Origin of the sequence: Paracraurococcus lichenis (genome assembly GCF_030657435.1) — a bacterium.
GTDB classification, from domain to species: Bacteria; Pseudomonadota; Alphaproteobacteria; order Acetobacterales; family Acetobacteraceae; genus Paracraurococcus; species Paracraurococcus lichenis.
In genome coordinates, this window is record NZ_JAUTWS010000115.1 from 1 (window position 1) to 10,654 (window position 10,654).

The 10,654-nt window shown below is 70.5% G+C and carries 14 protein-coding genes; 3 read left to right on the top strand and 11 right to left on the bottom strand.

All coding sequences use genetic code 11. The features are described 5' to 3' along the window. Positions 1-224: 224 nt before the first annotated feature. The 5 genes from Q7A36_RS35735 to Q7A36_RS35755 are packed head-to-tail and all read right to left on the bottom strand — an operon-like array spanning position 225 to position 4,381. Positions 225-1,124 carry an HpcH/HpaI aldolase/citrate lyase family protein gene (locus Q7A36_RS35735; RefSeq protein WP_305108570.1) on the bottom strand — a complete coding sequence of 300 codons (900 nt, stop codon included), beginning with the start codon at positions 1,122-1,124 and terminating at the stop codon, positions 225-227. Then, positions 1,121-1,576 carry a MaoC family dehydratase gene (locus tag Q7A36_RS35740; RefSeq protein WP_305108571.1) on the bottom strand — a complete coding sequence of 152 codons (456 nt, stop codon included), beginning with the start codon at positions 1,574-1,576 and terminating at the stop codon, positions 1,121-1,123. The genes Q7A36_RS35735 and Q7A36_RS35740 overlap by 4 nt, the downstream gene beginning before the upstream one ends. Position 1,577: 1 nt before the next feature. Beyond that, a complete protein-coding gene (locus Q7A36_RS35745; protein ID WP_305108572.1) occupies positions 1,578-2,018 on the bottom strand; it encodes a Zn-ribbon domain-containing OB-fold protein in 441 nt (146 codons plus the stop codon). Further along, positions 2,015-3,199, bottom strand: coding sequence for a thiolase C-terminal domain-containing protein (locus Q7A36_RS35750; protein ID WP_305108573.1), 1,185 nt, complete (start codon positions 3,197-3,199; stop codon positions 2,015-2,017). Before Q7A36_RS35750 ends, Q7A36_RS35745 begins: the two co-directional genes overlap by 4 nt. Positions 3,200-3,220: 21 nt before the next feature. Further along, positions 3,221-4,381: an acyl-CoA dehydrogenase family protein gene (locus Q7A36_RS35755; RefSeq protein ID WP_305108574.1), complete on the bottom strand. Its 1,161-nt coding sequence runs from the start codon at positions 4,379-4,381 to the stop codon at positions 3,221-3,223. Positions 4,382-4,526: 145 nt separating this feature from the next. Between Q7A36_RS35755 and Q7A36_RS35760 the strand changes: the two genes are divergently transcribed. Genes Q7A36_RS35760 through Q7A36_RS35770 form a run of 3 tightly spaced genes read left to right on the top strand, consistent with a single transcriptional unit; the run spans position 4,527 to position 7,230 of the window. Continuing rightward, positions 4,527-5,741 (top strand): CaiB/BaiF CoA transferase family protein, encoded by a 1,215-nt coding sequence (locus Q7A36_RS35760; RefSeq protein ID WP_305108575.1) that lies wholly within the window; start codon positions 4,527-4,529, stop codon positions 5,739-5,741. Continuing rightward, positions 5,731-6,687 (top strand): Bug family tripartite tricarboxylate transporter substrate binding protein, encoded by a 957-nt coding sequence (locus Q7A36_RS35765; protein WP_305108576.1) that lies wholly within the window; start codon positions 5,731-5,733, stop codon positions 6,685-6,687. Before Q7A36_RS35760 ends, Q7A36_RS35765 begins: the two co-directional genes overlap by 11 nt. Positions 6,688-6,720: 33 nt before the next feature. After that, positions 6,721-7,230 (top strand): MarR family winged helix-turn-helix transcriptional regulator, encoded by a 510-nt coding sequence (locus Q7A36_RS35770; protein ID WP_305108577.1) that lies wholly within the window; start codon positions 6,721-6,723, stop codon positions 7,228-7,230. A 244-nt stretch (positions 7,231-7,474) separates the two neighbouring features. On the opposite strand, the gene Q7A36_RS35775 is transcribed toward Q7A36_RS35770, so the two are convergent. The 6 genes from Q7A36_RS35775 to modA form a co-directional block, all read right to left on the bottom strand. After that, positions 7,475-7,684 carry a TOBE domain-containing protein gene (locus tag Q7A36_RS35775; RefSeq protein WP_305108578.1) on the bottom strand — a complete coding sequence of 70 codons (210 nt, stop codon included), beginning with the start codon at positions 7,682-7,684 and terminating at the stop codon, positions 7,475-7,477. Further along, positions 7,681-7,920 (bottom strand): beta/alpha barrel domain-containing protein, encoded by a 240-nt coding sequence (locus Q7A36_RS35780; RefSeq protein ID WP_305108579.1) that lies wholly within the window; start codon positions 7,918-7,920, stop codon positions 7,681-7,683. The genes Q7A36_RS35775 and Q7A36_RS35780 overlap by 4 nt, the downstream gene beginning before the upstream one ends. Continuing rightward, positions 7,887-8,558: a beta/alpha barrel domain-containing protein gene (locus Q7A36_RS35785; RefSeq protein ID WP_305108580.1), complete on the bottom strand. Its 672-nt coding sequence runs from the start codon at positions 8,556-8,558 to the stop codon at positions 7,887-7,889. Before Q7A36_RS35785 ends, Q7A36_RS35780 begins: the two co-directional genes overlap by 34 nt. A 123-nt stretch (positions 8,559-8,681) precedes the next feature. Next, positions 8,682-9,293, bottom strand: a complete 612-nt coding sequence (locus tag Q7A36_RS35790) for a pyridoxamine 5'-phosphate oxidase family protein (RefSeq protein WP_305108581.1) — start codon at positions 9,291-9,293, stop codon at positions 8,682-8,684. 216 nt (positions 9,294-9,509) lie between these two features. Further along, positions 9,510-9,956: a winged helix-turn-helix domain-containing protein gene (locus tag Q7A36_RS35795; RefSeq protein WP_305108582.1), complete on the bottom strand. Its 447-nt coding sequence runs from the start codon at positions 9,954-9,956 to the stop codon at positions 9,510-9,512. Between the two features lie 39 nt (positions 9,957-9,995). Next, positions 9,996-10,654: molybdate ABC transporter substrate-binding protein (gene modA, locus Q7A36_RS35800; RefSeq protein ID WP_305108583.1), on the bottom strand; the 659-nt coding region annotated here is incomplete at its 5' end.

The window sequence follows — 10,654 nt, forward strand, 5'->3', positions numbered from 1 at the left end:
CAGACGGTGAGGCTGCCGCGAGCGCGCAGGCCGGCGTCGTACTCGGCCCAGTTCTTTACCCGGCGCTGCTGAGCTGGAATATGGTGTCGGCGGTCGGCATTGCCCTTGAACGGCATGGTGGCCCTCCCTCGAACGAGGGCTCGCCCCCACCCGAGCCTACCCGACCCCGCTCGATCCGACGATCCCTGCACCAACATGCCTCCCAGGTGCTTGTCTTGGACGGTTCAGGTGTCTCCAGGTCCGAAGGCGGCATCGGCGGCCAGCACGCGCTGCGCCTGGCGCAGGTGCGGCATGTCCAGCATCTTGCCGTCGAGGCCGATGGTGCCGAGACCGGGACTGGCCGCGAAGGCCTCCACCACCCGGCGAGCGAAGGCAACCTCCTCCGCACTGGGGCGGAAGCCCTCGTTGATCGGGCCGACCTGGGCGGGGTGGATGGCGATCTTCCCGGTGAAGCCTTCCCGCCGGGCGGTGGCGCAGGCGACGCGCAGCGCGGCCTCGTCGCGGAAGTCCGGCTCGAGCGTGTCGATCGGCTGGACGCCGGCGGCGACGGCGGCCAGCAGGCAGTGCGAGCGCGCCATGCGGTAGGTCAGCGCCATGGTGCCGCTGCCGTCCCGGTTGCCGGCGGCGCCGATGGCGGCGGGCAGGTCCTCCGCCCCCCAGGTCAGGCCGGCCAGGCGCGACACGGGCACGCGCGCATAGTCCGGAAGCTGCAGCACGGCCGCCGGCGTCTCCGTCGCCACCGCCAGCAGCCTGACGCTGCCCGGGGCGATGCCGTCGCGCGCCTCCAGCGCCTCCAGCCAATGCGAGATTTGCAGCAGCTCCGCCGGCCCTGCGACCTTCGGGATGACGAGGCCGTCCGGCCCGGCGCGCACCACCCCGGCGGCGTCGATCAGGCCTTCGCCGTCCAGCGGGTTGATGCGCACCCAGAGCCGCGGCCGCCGCTCCACTCCGGCATGGGCGGAGAGGTATTCCGCCACCATCCCCCGCGCGACCGGCCGGCGGGCGGCAGCGACGGAATCCTCGAGGTCGAGGATCAGCGCATCCGCGCCGCTCTCGCCCCCCTTGGCCAGCTTCCGCTCGCTGTCGCCGGGGACGAAGAGCCAGGAGCGCGGCGGCGCGCTCATGCCGGCTTGCCCTTCATCAGGGCGGAACGTTTGCAGTGGGCGACCAGCTCGCCTTTCTGGTTGAAGGCGCGGTGAATGAACTCGACGATCCCCTGGCCCGGCCGCGACTTGCTCTCGCGCTTGGAGACGACCTCGGACTCCACCCGGATGGTGTCGCCGTGGAAGAGCGGCTTCGGGAACCGCACCTCGTCCCAGCCCAGATTGGCGACGGTGGTGCCGAGCGTGGTGTCGCCCACCGTGATGCCGACCATCAGGCCGAGGGTGAAGGCGCTGTTGACGATGCGGGTGCCGAACTCGGTCTCGGTGCGGCAGTATTCCTCATCGAGGTGCAGCGCCGCCGGGTTGTGCGTGAGGGCGGAGAAGAAGGTGTTGTCCGCCTCGGTGATCGTCCGCCGCATGGCGTGGCGGAAGACCTGGCCGATCTCGAATTCCTCGAACCACAAGCCGGGCATGTCAGCCTCCCACTACGCGCCACTGCACCAGCGTGTAGGGCGGGTGCGCCTCGTCATGCGGCTCGAACACAGCCTCCACCTCCGCGCCGATGGTCACCGGCGCGTCGGGCGGGCAGAGCAGGTTGCCGACCATGCGCACGCCATCGGCATGGGGCAGCTCGACCAGCACGATGGTGTAGGGGCCATAGCCGTTTAGCGCCGGGTGCACCGGGTGGTGCGGCCGCTGCCAGGACCAGATGCGGCCGCGCGGCGCCACCTCCTCCCAGCCCAGGTCGAAGGAATGACAGCGGTGGCAGATCCATTCCGGGCTCCACTGATGTTTCCCGCAGCCGCGGCAGCGCTGGACGACCAGCCGGCCGGCGCGTGTGCCGTCCCAATAGGGCTTCGTCAGGGACTCGATCGCCGGCGCGGGCAGTCCGGCAGGAAGGGCAGTGGTGCTCACAGGCTGGCCTCCGTGCCGAGGACGAGGCTGCTGACCGGTGTCACCATCGGTCCGCCGAGAACCGCGACGACCTTGGCATCGGGTACCTGGTTGCAGGCGGTGCCGCGGAGCTGCCGCACCGCCTCGTTCACCATCTCGAGCCCGTGCATGTAGCACTCCGCCAGGTTCCCGCCGCTGGTGTTCATCGGCATCCTCCCCGAGGGCGCCAGCAGGTTCTCCAGCACCAGTTGCTCGTTCGCCCGCTCCGGATCGACGAAGCCGTGCTCGACGAGGCTCAGCAGCACGCCGCCGGTGAAGTTCTCATAGGCCTGCACCACGTCGCAGTCCCCGGGGCCGAGCTTCGCCATGTCCCACATGTTGCGCGCGACGGTCTTGAAGTGGGCGGAGGCATAGTCGGGCGCGTTGTGCACGGGGGCCGCGCTGCGGTGGTGCCCGCCCTGCGCCGCGCCGAGCAGGTAGGTCGGCCTGTGCGGCAGGTCCTTCGCACGCCCGGCCGGCACCGCCAGGACCGCGCCGGCGCCGTCATTCTCCTGGCAGCAGTCGAAGAGGCGGTGGAAGGGCTCGATGATCCAGCGGGAGGCGTCGTACTTCTCCTCGCTCAACGGCCGGCCGTTCATCACCGCGCGCGGGTTGGTCTGCGCATGGTGGTAGGAGGCCATGGCGATGGCCCTGAGCGCCTCGTGGCGGATGCCGTGGTCGGTCATGAAGCGGGTGATCTTCATGGCGAAGCGCTGCGCCGGCGACATCAGGCCATAAGGCGCGAGGAAGGCGTCGTCGCCGCCCACCACCGCCGCCTGGTTGCCGCGGCCGTAGCGGGCGAACTGCCCCTGGGCGAGGGAGCGGAAGGCGATGACGCAATTCGCCATCCCCGCATGCACCGCCGCGGTGGCATTGGCGACCGAGGCCGCGACCCCGCCGCCGCCCCCGCCCCAGTGCATGTTGGAGAAGCGCAGCTCGCGGATGCCAAGCGCCGCCGCCAGCCGCACCGCCTCCGACCTGTCGCCGCCATAGGAGGCGAAGCCGTCGACCTCCCGCGGGTCGATGCCGGCGTCCCTGCAGGCTTCCAGGATGGCGATCAGCGCCAGCTTGAACTCGGCATCCGGCGACTGGCCGTGCCGGTAGTAGGTCGTCTCGCCGATGCCGGCGATCGCGACCTTCCCGCGCAGCGTGCGCTCGCTCATGCGGCCCGCTTCCTCCCTGATTTATTGGCCAGCATCGGCGAACAGCCTGCGGCCGATGATCTCCTTCATCACCTCCGCCGCGCCGCCCGCAATGCGGGTGATGCGCGCGTCGGCATAGGCCTTCGCGATGGATGTCTCCATCATATAGCCGGCGCCGCCGAAGAGCTGCAGGCAGCGGTCCACCACCTCGCATTGCAGGTCAGTGCAGAACAGCTTGGCCATGCCGGCTTCCACCGGATCCAGCGTGCCGTCCAGTTGCAGCGCGATCAGCCCATCGGTCAGCGCCCGCGCGGCGGCCGCTTTGGCGGCCAGCTCGGCCAGCACGAAGCGGGTGTTCTGGAAGTCGGCGATGGTCTGGCCAAAGGCCTTGCGCTGGCGGGTGTAGGCGACGGTCCAGTCGATCACGGTCTCCGCCACCACGCTGCCGCGCACCGCCTGCACCAGTCGCTCGCGCGCCAGATTGGTCATCAGCATGGCGAAGCCGCGGCCTTCCTCGCCCAGGCGGTTCGCCACCGGCACCCGCACCTCGTCGTAGAACAGCTCCGAGGTATCGGCCGCGGGCATGCCGAGCTTGTGGAGGTTGCGCCCGCGGCGGAAGCCGGGCGTGTCGGTCTCCACCACGATCAGGCTGATGCCGCGGGCGCCGGCCGCCGGATCGGTCTTGGCCGCGGTGACGACCAGATGCGCGTTCTGGCCGTTGGAGATGTAGGTCTTCTGGCCGCTGACGACGTAGTCCCCGCCGTCGCGCACCGCCCGCGTCCGCATGCCCTTCAGGTCGCTGCCGGCATCGGGCTCGGTCATCGCAATGGCGCCGATCAGGCTGCCGTCGCACATGCCGGGCAGCCAGCGGCGCTTCTGCTCCTCGGTGCCGAAGCGGGTGATGTAGGTGGCGACCATGTCCGAATGGACGACGAAGCCCGGGCCGCTCAGGTTCGCCCGCGCCAGCTCCTCCGTCACCACGGCGCAATGTCCGAAATCGCCGCCCGCACCGCCATAGTCGGCCGGGATGTCACAGCACAGCAGCCCGGCCGCGCCAGCTTTCCGCCAGGCCTCCCGCGGCACGATGCCCGCCTCCTCCCAGGCCGGGTGGTGCGGCACCAGCTCCACCTCGACAAAGCGGCGCACGGCTTGGCGGAAAATCTCGTGGTCCTCGCTGAAGACCGCGCGCGGCCGGCGGAGCATCGACCTTTCCTCCGTTCGTTCGTTGGCTTATGGTAAGCCTGCGTACGATCTGGCCGCAAGGGCATGTTGGAGGCAGCGCCATGGAGTCCGATCCCGGGCCGAGCAGCAGGCGATCCGACGGGCGGCGGCCGACCGGGGTGGCGGCATGACGCCGCTCAAGGGTATCCGCGTCCTCGACTTCTCCAAGGTCCTCGCCGGGCCGCTCTGCGGCCAGTGGCTCGGCGACCTCGGGGCGGATGTCGTCAAGATCGAACCGCCGGGCAGCGGCGACGACACGCGGGGATGGCCGCCCTTCCGCACCGGCGGGGAGGTGCGGGTCGGGGCGGTCTTCCTCAGCGCCAACCGCAACAAGCGCAGCCTGGCACTCGACCTGAAGACGGAGGCCGGGCAGGCGGCGGCACGGCGCATGGCGGCCGAGGCCGACGTGGTCATCGAGAGCTATGCGACCGGCGTCGCCGAGCGGCTCGGCATCGGCGCCGAGCGGCTCTGCGCCGCCAATCCGCGGCTGATCCACTGCAGCATCCCGGGCTTCGGCCGCAGCGGGCCACTGGCGCAGGGCCTCGGCTACGACGTCATCCTGCAGGCCTTCTCCGGCATCATGGCGATGACCGGCGAGCGCGGCGGCGGGCCGATCCGCAGCCCCTTCTCGCCGATCGACCAGGGCACCGGCATGCACGCCTTCTCCGGCATCCTCGCGGCGCTGCTGGAGCGCGGCCGGACCGGCCGGGGGTGCCGGCTGGAGGTGTCGCTCTTCGAGACCGCCGCCGCGCTGCTGGGCTACAGCCTGCAGATCTACTGGGAGAAGGGCACGCTGCCGGAGAAGAGCGGCAGCGGCCATGAATCTCTCTGCCCCTACCAGGCCTTCGAGGCCTCGGACGGGCCGGTCCTGATCGGCATCGCCAGCGACAACCTGTGGCGACGCTTCGCCGCCGGCATCGGCCGGCCAAAGCTGGCGGAGGATCCCCGCTTCCGCACCAATGCCGACCGAGTGCGCCACTTCGCCGAGACGGTCGCCCTGGTGCAGGACATCGCCGCCACCCGGACCGTCGCGGAATGGGTGGAGTTCTGCGGCCGCATCGGCATTCCTTGCGCGTCCATCAACACCCTGGCGGAGCTGCTGGCGCACCCGCACACCGCGGCCCGCGGCGTCGTGCTGGACTACGAGCATCCGGCGCTCGGGCCGTTGAAGACCCTGGCGCAGCCCATTCAGTTCGACGGCCGCCCGCGCGGGGTCGCCTCGCCGCCGCCGCTGCTTGGCGAGCATTCGGAGGAGGTCCTGGCCGCCTACGGCTTCGGGCCGGAGGAGATCGCGGCTCTGCGCGTGGCGGGCGCCATCGGCGGGGCCGGCGATGCGGCGTAGGGCGCTGCTGGCGGCCTGCCTGGCCCCCGCGGCGGCGCGCGCCCAGCCGGAGAGCTGGCCCGCTCGGCCGCTGCGCGCCATCGTCCCCTTCCCGCCCGGCAGCGCGACCGACGGCATCGCCCGCTTCGTCGCGGAGCGGCTCACGCCGGGCCTCGGCCAGCCGGTGGTGGTCGAGAACGTGGTGGGCGGCAACGGGCTGATCGCCGCGCGCCAAGCCGCCCGCGCGGCACCGGACGGCTACAGCCTGTTCTTCGCCACCAACTCCACCCATGCCGCGAGCGTGCACCTGGCGCGGGAGCCGGGCTTCGACCCGGTCCGCGGCTTCCTGCCGGTGACGCTGACCAGCTTGGCGCCCCTGGTGCTGATGGTGCGCGCCGACTTTCCCGCGCGAACCGTGGGGGAATTCCTCGCCGTGGCACGCCAGCGGTCCGGCTCATTGAATTATGGCACCGGTAACATCGGCAGCTTGGCTGCGGCGCAATTGCTGAAGAGTCTCGCCGGGATCGAGGCAGAGCAGATCAGTTATCGTGGGACACCGGCGGCAGTGACCGATCTGCTGGCGGGCCGGCTACAGTTCCTCGTCAGCGACCTCGCCGCCGCGGGGGAGCACATCCGCGCCGGGACGCTGCGCGCCCTCGGCGCCACGACGGCCGAGCGGATCCCGATGCTACCCGACGTGCCAACTCTGCAGGAGGCCGGCGTGCCCGGCTACGAATTCGCCTCCTGGGTCGCGGTCTTCCTGCCCGCCGGCAGCCCGTCGGCGGTCCAGGACCGGCTGAACCGCGGCATCCGGGCGATCCTCGGTAGCGAGGGCGGGAGGCGCGTGTCGCTCGGGCTCGGCCTTATCGCCGCGACGACGACACCGGAGGAGCTGGCGGTGTTCCAGCGGCGGGAGATTGCGCTCTGGGGCCGCATCGCCCAGGCCGCCGGCCTGCCCAGGGAGTAGCCCCTTGACCCGACCGGGGCCGGAGCAACCGGCATGAGCGCCCCAACCAGGCCACGCGGCGAGTTCCGCATTGGCTTCCTGATCCACGATGCCTCGCGGCTGCGCCAGATCCTGTTCGACCAGGAGATGCGGCCGCACGGCGTCACCCGGGCGCAATGGTCCGTGCTGGCGCAACTCTCGCGCAAGGAGGCGGGCGCTATGACACAGGCGGAGCTGGCGCGACTGCTCGGCCTGGGCAAGGTCACGGTCGGGTCAATGATCGACCGGCTTGAGGCCGCGGGGCTGGTCATCCGCAAGGGCGATGCCCTGGACCGCCGGATCCACCGGGTCTTCGTCACCGCCAAGGGTCACGAGATCCAGGCCCGCATGGTGGAGGTAGGGCGCAGGCTGAATGCGGAGATCCTGGCCGGACTCTCGGCCGATGAGATCGCCGCCGCGGACCATGTCCTGACGATCATCCGGCGCAACATCCGCCGCGTCTTGCATGACGAGGAAGATGCCGGCGACGTCTCCGTTGCCGCGGATGAGGTTGACGCCGGGTAGGCGACGGCGCCCAAGCTGGCGTTCCTGCCCACCCGCTGCCGCGTCGGCCTGAACCGGCGCGAGCACGTGCCGGACAGCGCGCCCCGCCGCAGGACCGAGCCGCGAGTGGCCGCGCAACCGGAGGTGGACGACCAGACCGCCAGCGGCCTTACGGCGAATGGCGATCCCGTTGTGAAGCCGCGCAGCCCTATGGTCGCGGCGTGCAACCTCAGCAAGACCGGAATTGCCGTCGCCGCCGCGTTGGTCATGCCTTCCCGACCATCACGTCGGACGCCTTAATGACGGCATAGACGCTGTCACCCTGCTGCAATCCAAGTTCGGTGACAGCCTCGTTGGTGATAGAAGCAACGACCGTCGCTCCACCATCAAGCTTGATGGTGATGTGCGCCGTCGTCGCACCAGGCTTCACGGTCTCAATCTTGCCGGGCAGCTGGTTGCGGGCGGAAATCCTCATGATTGGCCTCTTTGTTGCGTTGCGGCCTGGGCATCGACCATAGCCACGGTTACGTCAAGGGGCGGGGCGGCGTAGGGCGCCGAGGTCACGAGGACGTCGACGCCGGCGGCCGCGTAGGCCGTGGCATTGCCCTCATGGATATCGCCGGTAGCGGCCACCGCTACCGGCCGGCCGAGCCCCGCGATGGCACGCACCGCCTCGGCTACCTGCTCCGGCACCATGCGGTCGAGTTGCACGCAGTCCGCGCCGGAGTTGGCGAACAGCACTGCCTCATGACGCTCTCCGCCTCGATCACGACGCGGCGTTCCGGTTGGGCGGCACGGAGCCGAGCGAGCCATTCGCGCGGGGGCGTCCGGCCAAGGAGGGCGCGATGCTGCGCAAAGACGGGGATGCTCTCGGATAGGTCGTGGCGGTGCGCATTGCAGCCGGCGCCCAGCACGGCCTTCAGCATCGCATCCTTGGTGTCGGGCAGGTGCTTGCGGATGCAGGCGACCGCGATGTCGTGCCGACCCCGCCGCGCCGAGAGGAGGATACGGCGCGCCCGCATCGCCACACCCGGGGCATCTTCGATCAGCACCTGGGCGGTGCGATAGGCGAAGTGCAGCGCGTAGGCTGGTCCTTCGGCAATCAGGATCCGCGAACCCTGCTCGAGTTGACAGCCAGACGCTGCAAAGCGGCGCACCACGGTGCACCCGGCGAGCAGGAAGAGCCGTTCGGCCTCCTCGACGCAGCAGACCGTCATCGGTCTGCCCGCCTGCAGCATCGCGCGGCCTGGCCTGCTGCCGATGTCGAGCGCCAAGGTGGTCATGTCGCCGTAGGCGGCGCCTTCGTGCAGCATGGCGTCGAGCCGCGCATCAGGCAGAAGAAAAGGCACAGGCGCCTCCGACGCTGTCAGACCACCTGCGGAGAGGCAATCAGCAAGGCGTTATTGGCACAAAAATATAGCGCCACCAAGCGGCGGAGCGGCCTGCTTCCGCCCAGACCCGGTACGGTGCGACTACCACATCGTCGCGGCTGCCCGGCCGGCCCAGTCGCGGTCGTACGCGTCGCCGCCGACCCGGTTCTCGCTCATCGCAGCCAGGATACGCCCCGGGGTCGGCAAGGCGCAAGGCGCGACCTGCCGTGCGGGATCCCACAGGCCCGCCCGTATCACCGCCCGGGCGCACTGGAAGTACACCTCACCAACCGCGATCACCACGACGCAGCGCGGCGCCTTGCCCTCCACCGCGAAGCTGCCGAGCAGTTCAGGATCCGCCTCGAGGTGGGCGTGGCCGTTCACCCGCAGGGCATTGCCCCAGCCTGGGATCAGGAACATCAGTGCGACCCGGGGGTCACGGATGATGTTGCGCAGGCTATCCACGCGGTTGTTGCCGCGCCGGTCGGGTAGCAGGAGCGTGCGCTCGTCCAGCACCCGCACGAAGCCGGCCAGGTCGCCTCGGGGCGAGCAGTCCAGGCCCTCCGGCCCTACCGTGGCCAGGGCCGCGAACGGGGCGGCCTCAATCATGGCGCGGTATTCCGGCGTCACCCGGTCCGCCACCTTGGCCGTGGAGGCCTCACCGACCGGGCCGTAAAAGGCCTCCAGCGCCTCGATGGTCTCAATCCTCGCCATGGCGGTCTCCTGCGTGTGACGGGCGCACGATCGCCCTCCCCTCGCGTCAGCTGCTACCCGGAACCGTCAGGACAGGCTATCCGGTTCGATGCTGGCCACGCGTGGTGCCCACGCTTTCCCACCCTCCCTCGACGAGCTTGACGCGGTCCTTGTGAAGGGCCCGCTTTTCGCCAGATCGCCGATTTCATTGCGCAAGCGCAGAGTGCGCCTGGCCCTTCAGGCGCGGGCGCGCCGGGCGAGCGCTGCGAGTCGTGGCTCGGCCGCGCGCTGGGCGGCGCGCTCGATGGCGCGGTAATCAGCAACCAGGTTCCGGCCGGCATCGGTCAGCACGGCCCCACCACCGCGGTATCCGCCCGGGCTGGTCGCTACGACTGGCGCGCCGAGGATCTGGTTCAGCGCGTCCACCAGGTCCCAGGCCCGCTTGTAGCTCATGCCGAGTGCTCGGCCGGCAGCGGAAATCGACCCCTCCCGGTCGATCGCCTCCAGCAGATCGATCTTGCCGGGCCCAATGCGCCCGTGGGCGAGATCGATCCGTAGGCTGAGGGCGCCGATGGTCGATCCGGTCTTCAGCGTTGCTGGCTTCATGCCCCGGTATTCTACCACCACCGCCACCAAAGAGACGATGACCGAACGGGACTCTCTGCTCAGGCTGAGCCGGACCACCGCCGCTCCTCCAGGGTCAGCCTCAATTCCATGATGCCGTCAGCGCGACAGGCTGAAGCCGAAGCGTTGGCAAGTCGGCGCGGCCTCCGGCCCTGCGAGAAATGCGAGCAGGGTGCGCGCCTGGGCGTTGCTGGCGGCGCGGCGGGCGAGCGCGAAGGGATAGGTGATGGGCGGATGGCTCTCAGCCGGGAAGGTGCCCACCACCCGGACGCCCTGGCTCTCCGCAGCATCGGTAGCGTAAACGATGCCGAATGGCGCTTCGCCCCGCTCGACCAGGAGTAGGGCAGAGCGGACGTTGTCGGCCCGGGCAAGGCGCGGCGCCAGCGCGTCCCACTGCCCCATCCAGGTCAGCGCCGCCTGAGCATACTTGCCGACCGGCACATGCGCCGGGTCGCCGGTCGCGATCCAGCCCTGTGGTCCGAGCAGCGCGGCGAGATCCGTGCCGCGCGCGAGGGTCACGGGCCGTGCCGCATCCGCCGGCGCCACCAGCACCAGGGCGTTGCCGAGCGGGCTGACGCGTGTGTCGTTCACGATCAGGTCGCGCTGCTGAACGTAATCCATCCACGGCTCGTCGGCCGACATGAAGAGGTCGGCGGGCGCACCCTGCTCCATCTGCCGCGCCAGAGCTGAGGAGGCGGCGAAGGAGAGCCGCAGTGCCGGGTTGCCGCGGGCCTGCCAGTCCTGCGCCAGGCTGCACA

Coding starts and splice junctions, on each gene's coding strand:
- Q7A36_RS35770 (WP_305108577.1), top strand. CDS start 6,721: ATGAGCGCCCCAACCAGGCCACGCGGCGAGTTCCGCATTGGCTTCCTG.
- Q7A36_RS35735 (WP_305108570.1), bottom strand. CDS start 1,124: ATGAGCGCGCCGCCGCGCTCCTGGCTCTTCGTCCCCGGCGACAGCGAG.
- Q7A36_RS35760 (WP_305108575.1), top strand. CDS start 4,527: ATGACGCCGCTCAAGGGTATCCGCGTCCTCGACTTCTCCAAGGTCCTC.
- Q7A36_RS35755 (WP_305108574.1), bottom strand. CDS start 4,381: ATGCTCCGCCGGCCGCGCGCGGTCTTCAGCGAGGACCACGAGATTTTC.
- Q7A36_RS35790 (WP_305108581.1), bottom strand. CDS start 9,293: ATGGCGAGGATTGAGACCATCGAGGCGCTGGAGGCCTTTTACGGCCCG.
- Q7A36_RS35765 (WP_305108576.1), top strand. CDS start 5,731: ATGCGGCGTAGGGCGCTGCTGGCGGCCTGCCTGGCCCCCGCGGCGGCG.
- Q7A36_RS35750 (WP_305108573.1), bottom strand. CDS start 3,199: ATGAGCGAGCGCACGCTGCGCGGGAAGGTCGCGATCGCCGGCATCGGC.
- Q7A36_RS35740 (WP_305108571.1), bottom strand. CDS start 1,576: ATGCCCGGCTTGTGGTTCGAGGAATTCGAGATCGGCCAGGTCTTCCGC.
- Q7A36_RS35775 (WP_305108578.1), bottom strand. CDS start 7,684: ATGAGGATTTCCGCCCGCAACCAGCTGCCCGGCAAGATTGAGACCGTG.